The sequence below is a fragment of the Streptosporangium sp. NPDC002607 genome (assembly GCF_053592655.1).
Genome location: NZ_JBSFWD010000017.1, coordinates 104,202 through 125,368, shown reverse-complemented (window position 1 = coordinate 125,368; position 21,167 = coordinate 104,202). Strand labels below are relative to the sequence as shown.

At 70.4% G+C, this 21,167-nt stretch carries 21 protein-coding genes; 5 read left to right on the top strand and 16 right to left on the bottom strand.

Annotated elements, in window-relative coordinates:
- Positions 1-150 precede the first annotated feature (150 nt).
- A complete protein-coding gene (locus ACWD3H_RS20805) occupies positions 151-1,998 on the top strand; it encodes a DUF3352 domain-containing protein (protein ID WP_451956122.1) in 1,848 nt (615 codons plus the stop codon).
- Positions 1,999-2,197: 199 nt separating this feature from the next.
- Here ACWD3H_RS20805 and ACWD3H_RS20800 read toward each other — a convergent pair whose 3' ends face one another.
- The 6 genes from ACWD3H_RS20800 to clpS form a co-directional block, all read right to left on the bottom strand.
- The gene (locus ACWD3H_RS20800) at positions 2,198-3,145 is read right to left on the bottom strand and encodes a PLP-dependent cysteine synthase family protein (RefSeq protein WP_451956121.1); all 948 of its coding nucleotides are present in this window, start codon (positions 3,143-3,145) and stop codon (positions 2,198-2,200) included.
- Between the two features lie 91 nt (positions 3,146-3,236).
- The gene (locus ACWD3H_RS20795; RefSeq protein ID WP_030906436.1) at positions 3,237-3,515 is read right to left on the bottom strand and encodes a MoaD/ThiS family protein; all 279 of its coding nucleotides are present in this window, start codon (positions 3,513-3,515) and stop codon (positions 3,237-3,239) included.
- Positions 3,516-3,604: 89 nt separating this feature from the next.
- The gene (locus ACWD3H_RS20790; protein ID WP_350924791.1) at positions 3,605-3,760 is read right to left on the bottom strand and encodes a hypothetical protein; all 156 of its coding nucleotides are present in this window, start codon (positions 3,758-3,760) and stop codon (positions 3,605-3,607) included.
- A gap of 37 nt (positions 3,761-3,797) precedes the next feature.
- A complete protein-coding gene (locus tag ACWD3H_RS20785) occupies positions 3,798-4,214 on the bottom strand; it encodes a M67 family metallopeptidase (RefSeq protein WP_343975506.1) in 417 nt (138 codons plus the stop codon).
- Positions 4,215-4,223: 9 nt separating this feature from the next.
- On the bottom strand, positions 4,224-4,748 hold the full coding sequence (locus tag ACWD3H_RS20780) for a DUF2017 domain-containing protein (RefSeq protein ID WP_350966110.1): 525 nt from the start codon (positions 4,746-4,748) through the stop codon (positions 4,224-4,226).
- A gap of 119 nt (positions 4,749-4,867) precedes the next feature.
- Positions 4,868-5,155, bottom strand: a complete 288-nt coding sequence (clpS, locus tag ACWD3H_RS20775; protein ID WP_030906445.1) for an ATP-dependent Clp protease adapter ClpS — start codon at positions 5,153-5,155, stop codon at positions 4,868-4,870.
- A gap of 52 nt (positions 5,156-5,207) precedes the next feature.
- On the opposite strand from clpS, the gene ACWD3H_RS20770 reads away from it, so the two are divergent.
- The 3 genes from ACWD3H_RS20770 (at position 5,208) to ACWD3H_RS20760 (ending at position 7,853) form a co-directional block, all read left to right on the top strand.
- Positions 5,208-6,485 carry a nicotinate phosphoribosyltransferase gene (locus tag ACWD3H_RS20770; RefSeq protein WP_451956151.1) on the top strand — a complete coding sequence of 426 codons (1,278 nt, stop codon included), beginning with the start codon at positions 5,208-5,210 and terminating at the stop codon, positions 6,483-6,485.
- Between the two features lie 4 nt (positions 6,486-6,489).
- A complete protein-coding gene (locus tag ACWD3H_RS20765; RefSeq protein ID WP_451956120.1) occupies positions 6,490-7,065 on the top strand; it encodes a nicotinamidase in 576 nt (191 codons plus the stop codon).
- 188 nt (positions 7,066-7,253) lie between these two features.
- Positions 7,254-7,853: a hypothetical protein gene (locus ACWD3H_RS20760; RefSeq protein ID WP_451956119.1), complete on the top strand. Its 600-nt coding sequence runs from the start codon at positions 7,254-7,256 to the stop codon at positions 7,851-7,853.
- Between the two features lie 45 nt (positions 7,854-7,898).
- On the opposite strand, the gene ACWD3H_RS20755 is transcribed toward ACWD3H_RS20760, so the two are convergent.
- The 6 genes from ACWD3H_RS20755 to ACWD3H_RS20730 all read right to left on the bottom strand — a co-directional run bounded on the left by ACWD3H_RS20755 (position 7,899) and on the right by ACWD3H_RS20730 (position 15,129).
- Entirely contained in the window at positions 7,899-9,650 is a 1,752-nt protein-coding gene (locus ACWD3H_RS20755) for a DEAD/DEAH box helicase (RefSeq protein ID WP_350924781.1), read from the bottom strand.
- A 160-nt stretch (positions 9,651-9,810) separates the two neighbouring features.
- Entirely contained in the window at positions 9,811-10,656 is an 846-nt protein-coding gene (locus ACWD3H_RS20750) for a hypothetical protein (RefSeq protein WP_355567308.1), read from the bottom strand.
- A gap of 98 nt (positions 10,657-10,754) precedes the next feature.
- Complete coding sequence (locus ACWD3H_RS20745) at positions 10,755-12,143, bottom strand: MFS transporter (RefSeq protein WP_451956118.1); 1,389 nt, start codon at positions 12,141-12,143, stop codon at positions 10,755-10,757.
- Entirely contained in the window at positions 12,121-12,828 is a 708-nt protein-coding gene (locus ACWD3H_RS20740) for a zinc metalloprotease (RefSeq protein ID WP_451956117.1), read from the bottom strand. The genes ACWD3H_RS20745 and ACWD3H_RS20740 overlap by 23 nt, the downstream gene beginning before the upstream one ends.
- 354 nt (positions 12,829-13,182) lie before the next feature.
- Entirely contained in the window at positions 13,183-13,434 is a 252-nt protein-coding gene (locus ACWD3H_RS20735) for a DUF3039 domain-containing protein (RefSeq protein ID WP_030906465.1), read from the bottom strand.
- Between the two features lie 105 nt (positions 13,435-13,539).
- Positions 13,540-15,129, bottom strand: a complete 1,590-nt coding sequence (locus ACWD3H_RS20730; protein WP_451956116.1) for an MFS transporter — start codon at positions 15,127-15,129, stop codon at positions 13,540-13,542.
- Between the two features lie 152 nt (positions 15,130-15,281).
- On the opposite strand from ACWD3H_RS20730, the gene ACWD3H_RS20725 reads away from it, so the two are divergent.
- Positions 15,282-15,917 carry a TetR family transcriptional regulator gene (locus tag ACWD3H_RS20725; protein ID WP_451956115.1) on the top strand — a complete coding sequence of 212 codons (636 nt, stop codon included), beginning with the start codon at positions 15,282-15,284 and terminating at the stop codon, positions 15,915-15,917.
- Positions 15,918-16,070: 153 nt separating this feature from the next.
- Here ACWD3H_RS20725 and ACWD3H_RS20720 read toward each other — a convergent pair whose 3' ends face one another.
- From ACWD3H_RS20720 to ACWD3H_RS20705, 4 genes are all read right to left on the bottom strand, one after another.
- Complete coding sequence (locus tag ACWD3H_RS20720) at positions 16,071-16,649, bottom strand: YqgE/AlgH family protein (RefSeq protein ID WP_343975538.1); 579 nt, start codon at positions 16,647-16,649, stop codon at positions 16,071-16,073.
- 155 nt (positions 16,650-16,804) lie between these two features.
- Complete coding sequence (locus ACWD3H_RS20715) at positions 16,805-18,217, bottom strand: NAD-dependent malic enzyme (RefSeq protein WP_355549959.1); 1,413 nt, start codon at positions 18,215-18,217, stop codon at positions 16,805-16,807.
- 223 nt (positions 18,218-18,440) lie between these two features.
- Entirely contained in the window at positions 18,441-19,376 is a 936-nt protein-coding gene (locus ACWD3H_RS20710; protein WP_355549957.1) for a tetratricopeptide repeat protein, read from the bottom strand.
- 46 nt (positions 19,377-19,422) lie between these two features.
- Entirely contained in the window at positions 19,423-21,090 is a 1,668-nt protein-coding gene (locus ACWD3H_RS20705; protein WP_451956114.1) for an acyl-CoA mutase large subunit family protein, read from the bottom strand.
- Between the last annotated feature and the right edge of the window lie 77 nt (positions 21,091-21,167).

Sequence of the window (21,167 nt, the reverse complement as noted above, 5' to 3'; positions counted from 1 at the left end):
GGAAATAGCGCGGTAAGACCTGGCGAATCCCCAGCAAGCGGACTCAATCCCGCTTAGATGCACCAATCACATAGTTAGTTCAATGCAAGCGGGTTGCTAGCAAAGTGCACTAACTTCTCCATATCCACGAAGTCCACATTGTGAGTGATCATGCCTGCCAACAATCCCCCAGACCAGTCGCCCACGCCGGATCAGCAACCCGACAGGACGATCGCCTACCGTTGGAACGAGGGCGCGCAGCGAAGCGACCAACCACACACGCAGGTCTACCCCCAGAACGGCCAGCCCGGATACCCCCAGCCCCAGCAGGGCTACCAGCAGGGGCAGCCCTACCCGCAGCAGGGCCAGCCCCAGCAGAACCCCCAGCAGGCGTACGGCCAGCAGAACTACGGACAGCCGGCCGGCCAGCAGAACTACGGGCAGCCGACCGGCCAGCCCTACGGCCAGCAGCAGCCCGGCTATCAGCAGCAGAACTACGGCCAGCAGACCTATCCGCAGCAGGCGGGGAACTGGCAGCAGGGCCCCGACTTCCTGGGCCCGGGACAGCCGACCGGAACTCCGCCCCGCAAGGGCGGTAAGGGCTGGCTGCTCGCGGCGATCGCCGCGCTGGTCGTGGTCCTCGTGGGCGGCGGCGGCGTCTTCGCGGTCAGCCTGCTCAGCGGCGGCGGCACGCAGCCGCACGACGTGCTGCCCGCCAACGCCATCGGCTACGTACGCCTTGACCTCGACCCGGCCGCGAACCAGAAGCTGGCGCTGTTCGGCATCGCCAGGAAGTTCACCGCCACCAAGGACTCCTTCACCGGCGACGACCCGCGCCAGGCCATCTTCGACCTGCTGAAGAAGGAGTCCGGCAGCCTCGGCAAGGTGAACTACGCCACCGACATCGAGCCGTGGCTCGGCGTCCGCGTCGGCGTGGCCGCGGTGCCGGCCGCCAAGGGCGCCAAGGAGCCCAGTGCCGTGGTGGCCGTCCAGGTCACCGACCAGGACAAGGCCAAGGCCGGCATCGCCAAGCTGATGGGCAAGGAGAAGTACGGCATCGCCTTCCGCGACGACTACGCGCTGCTCAGCCCCACCCAGGCGGAGGCCGACCAGGCCGCGGCCGCCGCGCCGCTGTCGGAGAACGCCACCTTCTCCGAGGACCTGAGCGCCCTCGGTGAGACCGGCGTCCTCTCCTTCTGGGCGGACGCCGGCAAGATCGCCCAGCTGACTCCCGAAGTGGCGTCCCAGGACCCCGCCACCCTCGCCCAGATCAAGAACGTCCGGGTGGCCGGCGCCCTCCGCTTCGACAGCGGGTACATCGAGCTCGCGGGCATCAGCCGCGGCGCCCAGAATCTGGACATGGGCACCCCCGAGGCCTCCCGGATCAGCACGCTTCCGGCCTCCACCGCCGGCGCGGTCTCGATCTCCGGTCTCGGCGAGGTGATCGGCAAGCAGTGGACGCAGCTGATGAAGTCGGCCGACGCGGCCGGTGGCGGCGGCGTGCAGCAGTTCGTCGACCAGGCCAAGCAGCAGTCCGGGCTGGCGCTCCCCGACGACCTGGTGACGCTGCTCGGCAAGAACATCACCCTCGCACTGGACGCAGGCGGCCTCGACAGCGACCCGAAGTTCGGCGCGAAGATCGTCACCGACCCGGCCAAGGCCCAGGAGGTCGTCGGCAAGATCGAGAAGTACCTTGCAGGCACCGGGACGGCCGTCCCACAGCTCGCCAAGGTCCCCGGTGACGGCACCTTCGTCCTGGCCAGCTCGCAGGAGTACGCCGCCGAGCTCGACAAGGACGGCGCCCTGGGCGACAGCGAGACCTTCCAGCTCGCGATCCCCAACGCCGACGAGGCGACCTTCGCCGTCTTCGTCGACCTGGACAAGATTGAGAAGCTCTATCTCGAAGGCCTGCAGGGCGACGAGAAGGCCAACCTCCAGGTGCTGCGCGGCGTGGGCGTGAGCGGCACCCAGTCGGGCAGCGAGGCGACCTTCTCGCTGCGGCTCCTGTTCAACGAGTAGCTCCCTCTCGGTCCCCGGCGGACTCCCGCCGGGGACCGGTTCCCCTCGGGGACGATGAAGGGCGGGCGTCCCACCGGGACGCCCGCCCTTGTCGTTCACCTGTCATCCGGCGCCCGGCCCCGTACCCACCGGCCCCGGTGCCGTTCCCGCCACAGGCCTCACGGAACCCGCCGCCCCGACCCGTCGCGGAAGCCTCGCATCAGGCCCAGAGCTGGCCTTCGAGCCGCTCCTCGGCCTCGTCCAGCGTCCCCTCGTAGGCACCGGTGGACAGGTACTTCCAGCCGCCGTCCGCGACCACGAAGACGATGTCGGCCCGTTCCCCCGCCTTGACGGCCTTGGCCGCCATGCCGAGCGCGGCGTGCAACGCGGCTCCGGTGGAGACTCCGGCGAAGATGCCCTCTGCGGCCAGCAGTTCCCGGGTGCGCCGCAGCGCGTCGGCGGAGGAGACGGAGAAGCGCGTGGTCAGGACCTCGGCGTCGTACAGCTCGGGGATGAAGCCCTCGTCGACGTTGCGCAGGCCGTACACCAGCTCGCCGTAACGCGGCTCGGCGGCGACGATCTTCACGTCGGGGACGTGCTCGCGCAGGAACCGGCCGACGCCCATCAGGGTGCCCGTGGTGCCCAGACCGGCCACGAAGTGGGTGACGGAGGGCAGGTCCGCCAGGATCTCCGGCCCGGTCGACTCGTAGTGCGAGCGCCAGTTGGCCGGGTTGCCGTACTGGTAGAGCATCACCCAGTCGGGGTTCTCGGCGGCCAGCCCCTTGGCGACCCTGACCGCCTCGTTGGAGCCGCCCGCCGCGGGCGAGGAGATGATCTGCGCCCCCCACATGCGCAGCAGCTGGCGGCGCTCCTCGGAGGTGTTCTCCGGCATCACGCAGATCAGCTGGTAACCCTTGAGCCGGGCGGACATCGCCAGCGAGATGCCGGTGTTGCCGCTCGTGGGTTCGAGGATGGTGCAGCCCGGCTGGAGGAGCCCGTCCTTCTCCGCCTGCTCGATCATCCACAGCGCCGGACGGTCCTTGATCGAACCTGTCGGGTTGCGGTCTTCGAGCTTGGCCCAGACCCGCACGTCCTCCGAGGGCGAGAGCCTGGGCAGGCCGACCATCGGGGTCCGGCCTACCGAGTCGATCAGTGAGTCAAAGCGCATGGTGTACGGCTTCCGCCTCTGTAGTCCTACCAACGACAGCGAGGTGCGCCGCCCGCCTCGCGAGATCTCGCGAGGCGGGCGGCGCCGCGCACTAGCGGGAGCCGCCGGCCACGGCGGGCAGGACGGTGACCGTGTCGCCGTCGGCGACCGGGGTCTCCAGCCCGCCCAGGAATCGGACGTCCTCGTCGTTCAGGTAGACGTTCACGAAGCGGCGCAGCGCGCCCTTGTCGACCAGGCGCTCCTTCAGCCCGGGGTGCCGGGCCTCCAGGTCGCCGATCAGCTCCTCGAGCGTGGCGCCCTTGGCGTCGACGGCCTTGGCACCGTCGGTGTAGGTGCGCAGGATGGTCGGGATGCGAACCTCAATGGCCATCGCGGGTCAATCTCCTTGTGTCGTCATGGGAGTAATAGCCCACCGGTTTCGGAACACCGGCGAGCACCGGGGGATTCCAGAAAAGCCGGTCAGCGACAGTCGTAGACGACCACGAAAGGCGTGTGCGCGAACAGGAAGTTCTGCACGGGCGCGATGCCCGCGTGCCGTGCCCGGGGGCCGGGACGCGAGCGCACGACGTCCTCCTGGCTCGGGGCGGCGGTCAGCATGCCCACCAGCTTACCCAAAGGGACAATCCACCACACGGCCGTACACCCGGGACGGTCACCCGGAGGTGATCGTCACCTTCTCCTCGCTCACGACACCGTCGACGATCCGGTACGAGCGGAACTCGGCCTCCGCACCCAGTTCCTCTCGGGTGGAGACCAGCACGTAGTGGGCTCCCGGCTCGGCGGCGTAGGAGATGTCGGTGCGGGAGGGGTATGCCTCGGTGGCGGTGTGGGAGTGGTAGATCACCACCGGCTCCTCGTCGCGGTCGTCCATCTCCCGCCAGACGCGCAGCTGCTCCAGCGAGTCGAACCGGTAGAACGTCGGCGACCGCTCGGCGTTCTCCATGGCGATGAACCGTTCGGGAGAGTCGGAACCGACGGGCCCGGCGATCACACCGCAGGCCTCGTCGGGGTGGTCCGCCCGAGCGTGCGCGATGATCTTGTCAACCAGTTCCCGAGAGATCGTGAGCATGCCTGAAAGCTACCAAAGGGCTCGGACCAGGGTGTCCTGGAGGTAGGTCAGCCAGTCGTAGATGACGTACACCGGATAACGGGGGTCGTGCTCCGACATGTCGGCGATCTCGTCGTGCACCTCCTCGGTCACCTCCAGCCGGGTGCCGAGCGTGAGCCGCACGTCGTTCAGCGCGCGCATCCACGCCTCCGCCTGCTCCCTGGTCAGCTCGACCCGACCGGGCTCGGCGCTGTCGAGCATCGCCTTGGCGTCGGCCCGCTTGCCCTCGCGCAGTGTCGCCTCGGTGTACCGGCGAAACTCCGCGGCCGCCTCGCCGTCCTCGTACGCCGAGGGGAACAGCCTGGCCAGCACCGGATCGTTGGACTGCTCGGACGCGCCGATGCCGAGCGCCCTCTCCAGCGGATCGTCGCCGGTCTCCCCCGGCTCTATCAGGCCCAGGGTCTGGGTGACCAGCGAGCGCAGGATCGACACCTCGGCGGCGTCGAAACCCGTGATCACACCGCCCTCGCGCCCCGGCTTGAACCCCGAACTCATCTCTCGCCCACCATTCCTCGCGGGCTCCGCCAGAGACCCGCCCGTCGTCTGGGATCGACCTGCCGCCCGCCGCCGCACGACGACGGACCGCGACGGGCGGCACCGGACCGCCCGCCCGCTCACGAATCCCGCTGGACCGTGGCCCACAGCCCGTAGGAGTGCATGATCTGCGCGTCGCGCTCCATCTCCTCACGGGTGCCGCTGGAGACCACCGCCTTGCCCTTGTGATGCACGTCGAGCATCAACTTCTCCGCCTTCTCCTTGGAGTACCCGAAGACGGTCCGGAAGACGTACGTCACATAGGACATCAGGTTGACCGGGTCGTTCCAGACGATTGTCAACCATGGCAGATCGGGTCTTACGTCGATTGACGGACGCTCGACCTCTGTTGGAGCGGTGCTACCCACATTCACCAGTCTGCCCTACCCCGGGATTAGTCTTCGACTCGTGACAGAGAGCATGAGCACCGCGTTGCTTACCGATCACTATGAGCTGACGATGCTGGAGGCGGCGCTGAGAAGCGGCGCCGCCTCCAGGCGGACGGTCTTCGAGGTGTTCGCGCGGCAGCTGCCCGGTGGGCGGCGCTACGGGGTCGTCGCGGGTACCGGCCGGGTGCTGGAGGCGCTGGAGTCCTTCCGCTTCGACGAGGAGTCGCTGGCGTTCCTCGAAGACAACCGGGTTGTCGACGAGCCCACCCTGGCCTTCCTCGCCGGATACCGGTTCTCGGGGGACGTGGACGGCTACGCCGAGGGCGAGTGCTACTTCCCCGGTTCCCCGATCATGACGGTGGAGGGCACGTTCGCCGAGGCGGTGCTGCTGGAGACCGTGATCCTGTCGGTGCTCAACCACGACTGCGCGATCGCCGCCGCCGCCGCTCGCATGGTCGGCGCCGCCGGGACCAGGCCGATCATCGAGATGGGCTCGCGACGTACCCACGAGGCGGCGGCCGTGGCCGCCGCGCGGGCCGCCTACCTCTGCGGGTTCTCCTCCACCTCCAACCTCATGGCGGGCCGCGCGTACGGCGTGCCGACGGCCGGGACCGCGGCCCACGCGTTCACCCTGCTCCACGACTCCGAGGAGCAGGCTTTCCAGGCCCAGATCACCTCCCTCGGCACCGGCACCACGCTGCTGGTCGACACCTACGACGTGGCCCAGGCCGTACGGACCGCGGTGGAACTGGCCGGCCCCTCCCTCGGCGCCGTCCGCCTCGATTCCGGCGACCTCGTCCAGGTGGCCCACGAGGTCCGCGAGCAGCTCGACGCGCTCGGCGCGCAGCAGACCCGGATCATCGTCACCAGCGACCTCGACGAGTACGCCATCGCGGCGCTGTCGGCCGCGCCCGTGGACGGCTACGGCGTCGGCACGTCGCTGGTCACCGGCTCAGGCTCGCCCACCGCCGCCCTGGTCTACAAGCTCGTCGCCCGCGCCGGCGCCGACGGGATCATGCGGCCGGTGGCCAAGAGGTCGGTGGGCAAGCCCAGCAGGGGTGGCCGCAAGAACGCCTTCCGCAGGCTCGACCCGGCGGGCACGGCGGTCGCCGAGCTGGTCACCGTCTCCGCCGACCTTCCCGCGGACGCCCGTCCACTGCAGGTCCCGCTGGTCAGGAAGGGCGAGATGGTCGGCCGCGAGAAGCTGGACGCGGCCCGCGCGCGGCACCGAGAGGCCCTCGCCGAGCTGCCGGCCAACGCCCACCAGCTCTCCCGGGGCTACGCCGCGCTGCCCACCGTGTTTGACTGACCGCATGCCAACCGCACTGATCATCGTCGATGTCCAGAACGACTTCTGCGAGGGCGGCAGCCTTCCGGTCGGCGGCGGCGCCGAGGTGGCCGCCGCCATCTCCCGGTACACCGCCTCGCACGGCTACGACCACGTCGTGGCCACCCGCGACCACCATGTGGACCCCGGCTCCCACTTCGCCGCCGAACCCGACTACGTGAACTCCTGGCCCGTCCACTGCGTCGTCGGGACGGCCGGTTCGGACTTCCATCCCGCCTTCGACACCGGACGGGTGGAGGAGGTGTTCAGCAAGGGGGCCCACGCCGCCGCCTACAGCGGCTTCGAGGGCGTCGCCCCCGACGGTACGAGCCTGGCCGACTGGCTCGGCGAGCGCGGCGTGGACACGGTGGACGTCGTCGGCATCGCCACCGACCACTGCGTGCGGGCCACCGCCCTGGACGCGCTCGCGCACGGCCTCTCCGTCCGGGTGCTGCTGGATCTCACCGCGGGGGTGGCCGCCCCGACCACCGAGGCCGCCCTCGCCGAGCTCGGCTCCGCCGGAGCCCGTCTCACCGGCACCCCGGTGGTCCGCCCGGCCTGACGGTCGTACCCCCTTGGCACGGTTCCCCGTCCTGTCCGGGAGCCCGGCGGGGGAAGGCCGTCAGGAGTGCCCACTCCGGGCATTCGAACGACTACCGGATCGGCATGGGTGGGTAAATCCGACCACCACCCGCCGCGACAGGAGTATCACGGAGAGCTGAGACCTCTTACTACCGGTGGTGACCTCATATGTTCGTGCTCGGTGTCTCCTGGCTGGTGCTGACCCCACTGTGCCTGTGGAACCTTTTTCGCGGCGGGACGCTGGTGCGGCTGACGAGCGTGCTGGCGCTGGTCTCACTGGAGGTGGCCACGATCTGGACCACCACCACGGTCCAGATCCCCCCGCGGACCCTCATCGCCGCGCCCCCGCCCTCGGCGGCCCGGATACCGGCCCCGGCCCCGGCACCGGCACCGGCACCGGCACCGCAGGCGGCTCAGCAGGGCGCTCGGGACGTGCGGAGCGCCTCCTGCCCCGGCAGGATGCCCGCTCCCGAGCGAGTGCGGCTGGCCCGCCGCCAGGGCGCGCTGCGGGGCGTGACGCTCTTCTGGACGGCCAGGGCCGACGAGTGCGACACCGCGACCGTGGTCCTGCGCCACCGGAACCGCACGATCAGGGTCTGGATGCGCGACGGCGAGGCGGAGAGTCGCACCTCGGGCGCCACGACGCGGCCGGTGAGCGTCACCGGCGGCGTGGCCTCCCTGCAGGTGCCACTCGCGCAACCGGTGCGCGGCGAGGGCGGGTTCCGGGCGATCGACGGCCGGACCGGCAGGCCGATCGCCCTCGGCTGACCGGGCCGCGCCCGGCGCGAACGCCGGTGCGACCCGGTGGCCGGGTCAGTGGGAGCGCTGGGTGGCCCAGTGGCGGATCTTGTCGATCCGCTCCTGGATCTGTTCCGCGGAGGCCTGCGCGATGGCGGGGCCGCCACAGGACCTGCGGAGCTCGGCGTGGATGACGCCGTGCGGCTGGCCGGTGCGATGGTTCCAGGCGCCGACGAGGCCGTTGAGCTCCTTGCGGAGGTTGGCGATCAGCTCGTGCGGGGCGAGCTGCGGCTCCTTGGGCTCGGGCCTGTTCCGCCTGGCCTTCAGCTGATCGGACTGGCGCTTGCTCAGCAGGGTGCGGACCTGGTCGGGCTCCAGCAGACCCGGCAGGCCGAGGAAGTCCTCCTCCTCGGGGGAACCGGTCTCCGCGGCGCTACCGAACTCGCCGCCGTCGAAGAGCACCCGGTCGAAGGTGGCGACCGCCTCCAGGGTCTCGAACGGCAGCTCGTCACCCAGGACGTCGGGATTGTCCTTTTTGCGCTGAGCGTCCTCCAACAGGAAGTCGTCCAGCCCCTCCTCCGGGGGCTTGCGGTCGAGCACGTGGTCGCGCTCGGCCTCCAGCTCCGCCGCCAGCCCCATCAGGGTCGGCACCGAGGGCACGAAGACGGACGCGGTCTCGCCTCTCTTGCGGGCGCGGACGAAGCGGCCGACCGCCTGCGCGAAGAAGAGCGGGGTCGAGATGCTCGTGGCGTAGACGCCGACGGCCAGGCGCGGGATGTCGACGCCCTCGGAGACCATCCGGACCGCGACCAGCCAGCGCTGCTCGGAGGCGGAGAACTCCTTGATCTTCTTGGAGGCCGCCGGGTCGTCGGAGAGCACGACCGTGGCGCCCTCGCCGGTGATGGTCCTGATGTGGCGGGCGTAGGCGCGGGCGGTCTCGTGGTCGGTGGCGATGACCAGGGCACCGGCGTCGGGCACGCCCCTGCGTACCTCGGTCAGCCGCCGGTCGGCCGCCCGGAGGACCTGGCGGATCCACTCGCCCTTCGGGTCGAGCGCGGCCCGCCACGCCTGGCCGAGCTGGTCCTTGGTGAGCGGGGTGCCGAGGGTCGCGGCGATCTCGTCGCCGGCACGGGTCCGCCAGCGCATCTCACCGGCGTAGGCGAGGAAGATGACCGGGCGGACGACACCGTCGGCGAGCGCGGGACCGTAACCGTAGGAGTAGTCGGAGACACTGCGCCTGACCCCGTCGCCGTCTTCGGCGTAGGTGACGAAGGGGATCGGGTTGATGTCGGACCTGAAGGGGGTGCCGGTCAGGGCGAGGCGCCGGGCGGCGGGCTCGAACGCCTCCCGTACGCCGTCGCCCCAGGACTTCGCGTCGCCCGCGTGGTGGATCTCGTCGAAGATCACGAGCGTCTTGCGCGCCTCGGTGCGTGCGCGGTGCAGTGCCGGATGCATCGACACCTGGGCGTAGGTGATGGCCACCCCGACGTAGTCGCGGGAGGTCGCGCCCTGGCTGTTCTTGAACTCGGGGTCGATCGCGATGCCGACCCTGCCCGCGGCGTCCGCCCACTGCTGCTTGAGATGCTCCGTCGGTGTGACGATGGTCACAGCCCGGATCATCCCTCTGGACAGCAGGTCGCTGGCGATGCGGAGCGCGAAGGTCGTCTTGCCCGCACCCGGCGTGGCGACCGCGAGGAAGTCGCGCGGCTCACGGCTGGAGTACAGGTCAAAGGCCTCCTGCTGCCACGCGCGAAGCTTCGGCGCGGTGCCCCAGGCGGCACGGTCCGGATATGAAGGCGAGAGGTGGGATGCGGCGAAAGTGCTCACAGTGTCACCAGAGTAATCTGCGTCGCCGACAAGACGTGCCGATCGGCCGAGATCCTCGCCAAGGTCGCCTCCACGTGCTAGGTGTTCCGTCCCCCGGATCCTTCGCCCGCCGCGTCGCCACCGATCGACGGGGCACGCCGCGGCTCACGGAGGCCGGGCGTCAGCCCAGGCCCGCGATCACCGTATCGATCTCGGCCCGCGACACGGGATCGTCCGGCTGGGCCATCCCGACCACGACCACCGGGCGCCCGCCGCCACCTGTGAGGAAGACCACGCGAAGGTAGGCCGGCCGGTTCACGATGTCCAGGTACTCGGCGCGCAGCGAACGGGCGTGCCCGGTGCGCGCACCCACGGCGATCTCCGTGTCGTCCACGACCTTCACCTTGTCGCCGTGGAGCAGGAGCCGCCCGTACAGGTCGCTGAGCTCGGCCGCGGCGGCGCGCACGTCGGCCGCGGGCTCCGCCGGCCTGACCATCACCGTCGTGTTGACCCCGTCGCCCGCGACCGAGGTGAACCCCGTGACGGGCGGCACCGTGCCCGCGAGCCAGCCCTCCGGCAGCCGGTAGCCGACCCCCGCGACCGGATCGGTCACCCGCCCCGGCGGCGGGTCCGGCACCGACCGCAGCACCAGCACGACCGCGCCGGCGATGACGCCGCCGCCGACGACCAGGGTGAGCAGTACGAGCAGCAGGCCGCGCAGGCGCCCGGGGCGGGGCTGGGGCGGGGCGATGGGCGTGCCGTACCAGCGGGCCGAGGGCGGGAGGTCGTCGCCGGGCTCGGGTATCCGGGGAGGCCAGGTGAGGTGGGAGCGGCTGTCGGACGGCTCGGACTCCGGCGGCGGCCAGGGACGGCGCTCGTCGTCGAGGTCCGGGTCGCCGGGCGGCCACCCCTGGTCTTCCGCCTTCCGTACAGCCTTCTGGGCGGCCTTTCTGGCCCGCCGGGACCGGCGCCCCCCGTCACGACCGGGCTCGTCCAACGGGTCCGACCGGCGAGGTCGTTCGTGCACGGGGCCTCCTCCCGGCGGTCACGGTCCTACCGTCCTACCATGCATCCCACGGTGTGGTCCGGCTATGGGTGATCGCTGTTACAGGAGTGACCAATGAGTCATGAGATGTCCCGCATACGCCGGGCCACGATCACCCCGAAGAGCCCCAGGGAGGCCATCAGGACGACGATCATGGTGTAGCCGGTGGCGATGTCGTCGTGGCCGATCAGGTTGATCAGGACGCCGGCGAAACCGATGGTGAGAGCACCGCCCAGGGTGTCGACGACCTGGAGCGCGGCGGAGTTGGCGCCCTGCTCCGCGTCGGGTGACTGGCGCATCGCGGTGATGTTGATACTGGTGGTGCCGATGCCCATGCCGAACCCGGCGACGACCCAGGCGGGCACGGTGACCCAGCCGGTGATACCGGGTACGAGCGCGAGCAGGGTCAGCAGGATGCCTGCGGTGATCGCCGCGGAGCCGATCCCGACCAGCAGGGGCCGATCGTATGAGCGGCGGCTCTGCAGGTAGGAGCCGGTGGTCCAGCCCAGGGCTCCGGTGGTGAGCGCGACCCCCGCCTCGGCGACGGAGAAGCCTCGCACCTCGGTCAGAAGCAGCGGGATGAAGGAGTTGACCGCGAAGAAGGCCGAGGCGAGCACCCCACGCATCATGATCGTGGTGGGCAGGCCGCGGCCGAACCTGAGCGCCCCGGGTGGCAGCAGCCTGGGCAGCCCCACGGCGAGGAACACCAGCCCGGCCACGACGGCGACCCCGCCGGGCACCGGGGTGCTCTGCAGGCGGTCCACGCCGTACAGCAGCGCCCCGCCACCGCCCGCCGTGGCGACGGCGGCCAGGGTCATCGCCAGCGGCCTGGACCGGGGCCCGGTGGAGGGCTCGGGTGCCTGGTCCTGCCGGGCCCGCAGCGCGGGCAGGAGCATCACGAGGGCGGGGACGACGAGCGGCACGATGCCGTAGAAGACCCACCGCCAGCCGGCCGTCTCGGCGATGATCCCGCTGAGGGCCGGCCCGAGCAGGGCGGGGAGCACCCAGGCGGCCGACAGCGCGGCGAACACCCGGGGCCTGGTCTCGGGGACGTAGACCCGCGCGATCATCACGTAGATCGCCACGATGACGGCGCCGCCGCCGAGGCCCTGCACCGCCCGCGCCACGATGAACAGTTCCTTGGTCCCGGCGGCCCCGGCCAGGGCCATACCGGCGGTGAACAGTCCCACGCCGAGCAGGAACGGCCAGGCGTGTCCCCGCCGGTCGGACCAGAGGCCGGCGACGACGTTGGCGAGCAGGCCGGAGATGAGGAAGGCCGAGAAGCTCATCCCGTACAGGTCCAGGGCGTCGAGATCCGCCGAGACGGCGGGCATGACCGTGCCCACGGACATGCCCTCGAAACCGATCAGCGTGACGACGAGCAGGATGCCGAGGGAGGCGGTGCGGTACTGGGGGCCGAAGAGCCGGGGAGATTCGTACGGAGCGTCAAGTGCCTTCGGTACTGTCACCTGTCAAGGGTAGTGTCCGCCCCGGCTCTCGGTATGCGACCCACATCTCCTGCATCCTGAGAGCCTGGCCGGAGGTGAACCCGGACATGCAGCGGTCGTCGGAGTAGTCCATGAAGTTGTGGATCGGGTCGGGCCCGTCCCCCTCGCAGGTGTCCTTGACCAGCGGGCAGCCCTCGGTGGGCTTCCCCTCGGGCGCGGTGTCGGCAACGCCGTCGCCCGCGGCCTCGCAGCCCTTCTCGAAGGTGTGCAGCAGCCCGAGCCAGTGACCGATCTCGTGGACCCCGGTGAACCCCCGGTCGAAGCTGCGCATCGCCCCGCCGGGCAGGCTGCGCCAGTCGACGACCACGCCGTCGAGAGCCGGCTCCTTCCAGTATCCGTAGGGGTAGGTGGAGTAGCCGAGCACCAGCTCGCTGAGCTGGGCGAGGTAGAGGTTGAGCGTCTCGGGGCCGCCCCTGCGCATCCGCTTGATCGCCCGCTCGTGGGTGACGGGGGCGCGGAACCAGGCCGGGTTGACGGTGCGGGTGATGCCCTCCAGCCTGAACCGGATCCCGGTGTCCGCCCCGCCGAACTGCCCGGAGTAGGCGGCGTTGAGCGTGGCGAGCTGGTCGCGTACGGCGAAGTCGGGGGCGCCGAGGCGACCGTCGGTGATGACGTGCACCCAGGTGGGCACGGTGACCGGAAGCACGAGCGGAAGCGATCTCGACCGGGAGCGTCCGTCGACGGGCAGGCGGGCGGACGGCGCGACGAACGGCGCGGGGGATGACACCGGGGATGGCATGGGCGGCTCGGGCCCACGCCCCGGCGGCACGGGGCGGACCGCCCCCCGCACCATGACATGAGCCGCTCCGGAGGCGAGGGCGCATCCGGGCGCGGTGGATTCTCGGCCGGGAACGGGCACCGTCAACAGGCATGCGGAAAGAACGGCGATCGCACGCCGAAACATGGACTCCCCCGACAGATCCCAGCCACTGGTCGCTCGCCGCCCCCCGGCGACATCCCGACCGTAGCCTCATCGGTGGCGATCACCCACGAGCAACACTCACTCCTTGTTGCCGTCTTCACCCTTCGGCAGACCCGAGTAGATCTCCTTGCACTCCGGGCAGACCGGGAACTTCTGGGGGTCGCGGTTGGGCACCCAGACCTTCCCGCAGAGCGCGCGGACCGGTGTCCCGCTCAGCGCGCTCTCCATGATCTTGTTCTTCTCGACGTAGTGGGCGAAGCGCTCGTGGTCGCCGTCGCCGTGCGACAGGTCCGGCCGGACGTCGCTCTCAGGGAGAATCTTCGTACTCACCCTGGTGATTTTATGCCCGCACCGCCGCGCCCCGGTCACCGGCGCGACGCCCCAGGTCCGGCGATCGAGCGCCGGGCCTGGGGTGGGAGCCGTGTTCGAGGGCTTTCAGCCCATGTGGATCGCGGCGCCCTCGCTCTTGCGGCCCGCCCTGACGAAGAGCGCGAGCAGCGCCGCGAGGACGGCCACCCCGGTGCTGACCGTGAAACCGAGGTGCATGCCGTCCAGGAAGGACGAGTGCACGACGCCGGTGATGGCCTGCATGATCGGCTCGGGCGTGCCGGGGGCCGCACCGGCCTGGGCGTAGGAGGCACCCTGCTTGACCAGTTCCATCTGCTCGGCGGGGAGTTCCGGGAGCTTGGCGGCCGTCCAGTAGCCGGGAAGCACGTCGGCCACCTTGGCCGCGACGATCGCGCCGAGCACCGCGGTGCCCATCGAGCCTCCGACCTGCATCGCCGACTGCTGCACGCCGCCCGCCACGCCGCTGAGCTCCTCTGGGGCGTTGCCCACGATGATCTCGGTGGCGCCGACCATCACCGGGGAGAGGCCGAAGGCGAGCAGCACGAACGGGATCGCGCTGTCGACGTAACCCGCGTCCATGCCCAGGCGGGAGAGGAGGAACATGGCCACGGCCGTGATCAGCATGCCCGCCGAGATCGTGATCTTCGGGCCGAGTCTGCCGATCGCCAGGCCCGCCAGCGGTGAGGCGACGATCATGCCCGCGCTCATCGGGAGCATCCGCATACCCGAGTCGAGCGGTGACAGGCCGTGCACGCCCTGGAAGTAGAAGGTGAGGAAGAACATCGCGCCGAACATCGAGAACGCCACCAGCACCATCAGCACGGTGCCGATCGCGACCGAGGCGTTGCCGAACAGGCTGAGCGGGATGAGCGGCTCGGTGGCCTTGGTCTGCCAGTAGACGAACGCGGCGCCGAGCACCACGGCACCGGCCAGGAAGCCGAGCGTCCTGGTGTCGCCCCAGCCGTACTCGGGGGCCTTGATGATCGCCCAGACCATGCAGAACATGGCGCCGGAGAGCAGGACCACGCCGAGCCAGTCGATCCTGGACAGCGAGGCCGCCCTGCTCTCCTTGATCACCAGAAACCCGACGGCCAGGGCGACGATGCCGACCGGGACGTTGATGAAGAAGACCGACTGCCAGTTGACGTGCTCCACCAGCAGGCCGCCGACGATGGGACCGGCGGCGCTGGACAGGCCGATCACCGCGCCCCAGACGCCGATCGCCATGTTCAGCTTCTCCGCGGGGAAGGCCGCGCGGAGCAGGGCCAGGGCCGCGGGCTGCAGCAGGGCGCCGAAGAGCCCCTGCAGGACGCGGAAGGCGATCAGCCAGGTGATGGAGTCGGACAGGCCGATGGCCAGGGAGGTGAGCGCGAAGCCCGCGATGCCGATCACGAAGATCCGCTTGTGCCCGAACAGGTCACCGAGCTTGCCGGCGGTGATCAGGAACACGGCGAGCGCGAGCAGGTAACCGCTGGTCACCCACTGCAGGTCGGCGAGGGAGGCGTTGAGCTCCTTGCCGATCACCGGGTTGGCGATGGCGACGACGGTGCCGTCGAGCATCACCATCATCACGCCGAGGGAGACCGCCAGCAGCGTCAGCCACGGGTGCCCCTGTCTGGATGATCTGCCCGGATCCGGTGGTGGTGGTGTCGTGGCCACCGTCTTGGCCTGCGCCATGGAAGGGTCCCCCCTGATCTTTCGTCCGCCCCCGCGTGGGACGTCAACCCGAGGTAATTTATGGCAGTCCCTGACAAGTGACAAATTCTATTATGAGGCAGCACATGACTTATGGCAGACTGTGAACTATACGTTTCGAGGTGGTGACGAGCATGCGTCGGCCAGGCCTTCGCGAGCGCAAGAAGCAGAAGACCCGGCTGGCACTGATCGACGCCGCCCTCTCCCTCTTCCTTGAGCAGGGGTACGAGGCGACGACCGTCGACCAGATCGCCGCGGCCGTGGACGTCTCTCCGCGCACGTTCTTCCGCTACTTCGCCACCAAGGAGGACGTCGCCCTGTCCCTGGCCGCCGACGGGCAGGAGGCCATGCTCGCCGAGCTGGCCACCCGCCCGGCTGACGAGGCGCCGTTCACCGCGCTCTCACACGCCGCGCGCGCGATGGTCACCATGCTCCAGGAGGGGGATCTCGACGACACCGCCAGGTTCCTCAGGGCCCGCGAAGTGATCGACAGCACCCCTGCCCTCTTCGCGGGAAGCGTGCGCCGGCTGGTGGAGAACGAGCGGCGGCTGATCGCCGAGATCAGCAGGCGCCAGGGCACCGGCCCCGACGACCTCCTGCCCCACTTCGTGGTGGCGCTCTTCACCGCCGTCGCCCGGGTCGGCTTCGAGCTCTGCGAGCCCGCCGACATCAACGACGTCAAGGCCCTCGCCGCCCGCCTGGAGTCGACCCTCGCCCTGGCCGAACGCTCCCTGCGCCCCGGCTGGGACCGCCCCGGGCACCTGGTCTAGGTCCTGTCCTGCGGATCTTTTGCCTACTGCGGTCGCCCAGGCGGCGCCTCGCCGCGTTGTCGTCGGTCACCGCAGCACGCTGCGGCTCCCTCCTCCGCCTTGCGAGACACCGCCTGACCGATCCTCGCTACGGCAAGATCCGCAGGACAGGACCTAGTTCATCGACGGGTCGTCGGGGCAGGTGGCCACGTAGGCCAGCTCGCCCCGCTGGCGGCGGAGCACGGCCCGCCAGAGCGACTCGGGATCGTGGTGGAAGGTGTCGCCGGGCTCCGAGTCCACGACGTACCAGGCGCCCTCGCCGATCTCGCTCTCCAGCTGCCCGGCCGACCATCCGGCGTACCCCGCGAAGATGCGCATCTGGGCGATCTCCCCGGCGAGGATCTCCGGCGGCGCGTCGAGGTCGACGGTGCCGAGCCTGGAGACCGCCGCGGTGCCCGCGTGCAGCCGCCGCCAGCCGAGCGGCTCCTGCCCGCTCGGCACCGCGGCCAGCGCCAAGGCGCTGTCGGTCTGCACGGGGCCTCCCTGGAACAGCACGGACGGGCCGGTGACCATGGTGTCCCAGGTCGGCAGCACCTGGGTCACCGAGATGTCACTCGGTCTGTTGAGCACCACGCCCAGGGTGCCGCCATCGAGGTCGTGCTCCAGCACCAGGACCACGCTGCGCCGGAAGTTGGGATCCTCCAGCTGCGGGGTGGCCACCAGAAGCCCACCGACGTAGATCGCCTCCGCCATACCTCCATCATGAGGGGTGAACACCCCTTCGCGCTGCTCCCCCCGCCCTTCTGATGACCCGGACCTCATGCGCTCGTCACGCGACGCGCACAGGACGGAACTCCATGGAGCGAAGATCGCGGAACGGGACGGTGACGACGGCCTGACGACGGGCCTCAGGCCTCCGTCATACCCGTACGCGCACGGCCGCCGGCCGACTCGCGCACGGCCGCCGCGACGGCGCCCGACACGTCCGGGTGGAACACGCTGGGGACGATGTAGTTGGGGCCGAGCTCCTCGGTGGTCACCACGTCGGCCAGCGCCTTGGCCGCGGCCAGCAGCATCTCCTGGCTGACCACGGTGGCCTGCGCGTCGAGCAGGCCGCGGAAGACGCCGGGGAAGGCCAGCACGTTGTTGATCTGGTTCGGATAGTCGGAGCGACCGGTGGCGACCACCGCTGCGTGCTCACGAGCGATGTCGGGCGAGACCTCGGGCTCGGGGTTGGCGAGCGCGAAGACCACGGCGTCCTTGGCCATCGTGGCGATGTCGTCGCCGTTGAGGATGCCGGGCGCGGACACGCCGATGAACACGTCGGCGCCCTTGACCGCGCCGCGCAGGTCGCCCGCGTAGCCATCGGCGTTGGTGTGGTCGGCGATCCACTGGAGCGAGTCGTCCAGGTCCTGGCGCCCGCGGTGCACCGCGCCCAGGTAGTCGCAGACGACCACGTTGCGGGCGCCCGCCGCGAGCAGCAGTCGCAGCACCGCCGTACCCGCCGCGCCCGCGCCCGCGAGGGCGATGCGGACCTCACCCAGGTCCTTGCCGACCACGCGCAGCGCGTTGGTGAGCGCGGCCAGCACGCAGATCGCGGTGCCGTGCTGGTCGTCGTGGAAGACCGGGATGTCCAGCAGCTCGCGCAGCCGCCGCTCCACCTCGAAGCAGCGCGGCGCCGAGATGTCCTCCAGGTTGATGCCGCCGAAACCGGGAGCGATGATCTGCACGGTCCGCACGATCTCGTCGACGTCCTGGGTGTCCAGGCAGATCGGCCAGGCGTCGATGTCGGCGAACCGCTTGAACAGCGCGGCCTTGCCCTCCATGACGGGGAGTCCGGCGGCCGGGCCGATGTTGCCCAGGCCGAGCACCGCCGAGCCGTCGGTGACGACGGCGACGGTGTTGCGCTTGATGGTCAGGCGGCGAGCGTCCTCGGGGTTGCGGGCGATGGCCATCGAGACCCGGGCGACGCCGGGCGTGTACGCCATGGAGAGCTCGTCCCGGTTGCGCAGCGGCACCTTCGACCGCATCTCGATCTTTCCACCGAGGTGCATGAGGAAGGTCCGGTCGGAGACCTTGTGGATGACGACGCCCTCGACGCCCTCCAGCTTGTCGACGATCGCCTGCGCGTGATCGGTGTCACGCGCGGCGCAGGTGACGTCGATGCGCAGCGTCTCATGCCCGGCCGTGGTCACGTCGAGCGCGGTGACCACACCCCCGGCGGACTCTACCGCGTGGGTGAGCTGGCTGACGGCCTTGCCGCCGGCGGGCACCTCCAGGCGCACGGTGATGGAGTACGACACACTCGGCACGGTGGCCACAGCCGATCCGCTCCTTTGCGACTAACTTAAGTTGGGATGCCTCCATCGTGCCATCACCAGGGGAGTGTGCGCACCGGGGGCGGCGATCCCCGCACATGTAGATGCGGTCACGAAACACCTCGTCCCGGCCCATCGTGACGCTCGTCACCGAAGACGGCTCCGCGGGGCGGCGCCCGCCCCGCGGCGGGCGGGCCGCCGGGCCGGGCACTCGGAGGCGGGGTGCTCAGAACAGGGCGCTGGCCAGGTTCCTGCGGGCCCTGGCGATGGACGGGTCGTCTCCGGGGAGCGTGTCGAACAGGCCGAGCAGGTGCACCCTGGCCCTGTCCCGCTCGGCCCCCGAGGTGCGGCGCACCACGTCGACGAGCCGGTCGAAGGCCCTGTCCACCTCGCCGGAGAGCATCTCGAAGTCGGCGGCCAGGAGCTGGGCCTCGATGTCCGCGGGGTCGGCCAGCCTGCTCTGCAGGTCAGCCGGGTCGACGTCCTGCGTCCTGCGGATCAGGCCGAGCCCGGCCAGGCCCAGCTTCGCGTCCTGGTTGTTCGGCGAGCGAGCCAGCAGCCGCTCGTACGCGGCCACCGCGCCGTCGAGGTCACCGGCGTCGACGGCCTGCTCGGCGGCGAGCACGTCCGGGTCGACCGGGGGCTCCTGCGGCTGCTCCTGCTTTTCCTCGCCCTCCTCGGTGGGGGGCGGGAGATACTGCGCCAGCGCCTCCATGAGCTGCGACAGCCAGTCACGGAGCTGTGGCTCGGTGGCGATGCCCGGAACCACGGCCACCGGCTGTCCCTGGAAGATGGCGTACAGGGCGGGCACGTTCTGCACCCGTAGCGCCTGCGCGATCTGCTGGTTGATCTCAACGTCGACCCTGGCCAGGGTCCACCGGCCGGCGTTCTCGGCGGCCAGTTTCTCCAGCAGCAGGCTGTACTGTTTGGCCTGCTCGGCGCGGGTGACGGTGAGCTCCAGCAGCACGAGGCTGTTCATGGAGCGTTCTACGACCTCGGTCGCGAAGTTGGCGTCGTCGACATCGATGACCGGCGCCGGAACACCGCCGGTTTCCTGCGCGGCGCTCTCCCGCCGCGCCTGTGCCTCCAGTGCCTGCTTGCGAGCGCCGAGATCGACGGCGCCGTAGAGCGATCCGGGTCGAGTGAAGTCCGCTGGGCTCATGGTTCCAATCCTGCCGTATCCCGGCCGGTGCCCCGACGCGCCCTCACTAGAAACGCGCCGGTTCGGTGTAGACGCCCCACTCACCGCGCAACACGTCGCAGATCTCACCCAGCGTGGCCTCGGCCCTGGCCGCGTCGAGCATGGCGGGGATCATGTTGCCCGCCGCCCTGGCCGCCCGCCTCATCGCGGCCAGGGCGGCGTCCACGGCCGCCTGGTCACGGGCGGCGCGGCGCTCGGCGAGGACGCGGCGCTGCTCGCGCTCGACCTCGTGACCCACCCGGAGGATCTCCAGCGGCTCGTCGACGGACGCCGTGTGGCAGTTCACCCCGACGATCCTCTTCTCGCCCTTCTCCAGCTTGCGCTGGTAGTCGAAGGCCGCCTCGGCGATCTCGGACATGAACCAGCCGTCCTCGATGCCGCGCAGGATGCCCGAGGTCATCGTGCCGTCGGCGCCCATCTCCCGGATCCTCGTGAAGGTCGCCTCGGCCTCGGCCTCCAGCCGGTCGGTCAGCGCCTCCACGTACCAGGATCCGCCGAGCGGGTCGGCGACGTTGACGACCTCGGTCTCCTCCATGAGCACCTGCTGGGTGCGGAGCGCGATCTCCGCCGCCCTCGTGGAGGGCAGCGCGAGGACCTCGTCCAGCGCGTTGGTGTGCAGCGAGTTGGTGCCGCCGAGCACCGCCGCGAGCGCCTCGACCGCGGTACGCACCACGTTGTTGTACGGCTGCTGCGCGGTCAGTGACACGCCCGCCGTCTGGGTGTGGAAGCGCAGCCACTGGGCCTTCTCCGTGCCGGCCCCGTAGACGTCGCGCAGCCACCGCGCCCAGATCCGCCGGGCGGCCCTGAACTTGGCGATCTCCTCGAAGAAGTCGATGTGCGCGTCGAAGAAGAAGGACAGGCCGGGGGCGAAGACGTCGATGTCCAGGCCGCGCGACAGGCCGAGCTCCACGTAGCCGAACCCGTCGGCCAGGGTGAAGGCCAGCTCCTGGGCGGCCGTGGCCCCGGCCTCGCGGATGTGGTAGCCGGAGACGCTGAGCGGCTTGTACGCGGGCACCTCCGCCGCGCAGAACTCCATCAGGTCGCCGATCAGCCGCAGATGCGGCTCGGGGGCGAACAGCCACTCCTTCTGCGCTATGTACTCCTTGAAGATGTCGGTCTGCAGGGTGCCGTTGAGCCTGGTGACCGGCACCCCCTGCCGCTCGGCGGCGACGACGTACATGCAGAAGATCGGGACGGCCGGACCGCTGATCGTCATCGAGGTGGTGATGTCGCCGAGCGGGATGCCCTCGAAGAGCAGGTCCATGTCCAGCACGGAGTCGATCGCCACGCCGCAGTGGCCCACCTCGCCGAGCGATCGCGGGTCGTCGGAGTCGCGGCCCATCAGCGTGGGCATGTCGAAGGCCACGCTCAACCCGTCACCGCCCGCGGCGAGGATCATCTTGTAGCGCTCGTTGGTCTGCCGCGCGTTGCCGAACCCGGCGAACTGCCGGATGGTCCATGCCTTGCCCCGGTAGCCGGTGGAATGCAGACCGCGGGTGAAGGGGAACTCCCCCGGCCAGCCGATGCGCTCCATCCGCGGGTCACCGCCGTCCGGACCGTAGACCGGCTCGACGTCGAGCCCGGACAGGGTGCGGAACTCGGCCTCACGCCTGCGAGCCCCGTCGAACCGCGCCTGCCAGCGCGCACGCCCCGCCTCGACCTGCTCAGCGTCCATGGCCAACCCCCTGTACGGCCTGTGGCCTCTCCCAAAATACTAGGACGTCCTACTAATCCTTGGCGAGAGCGAGCCCT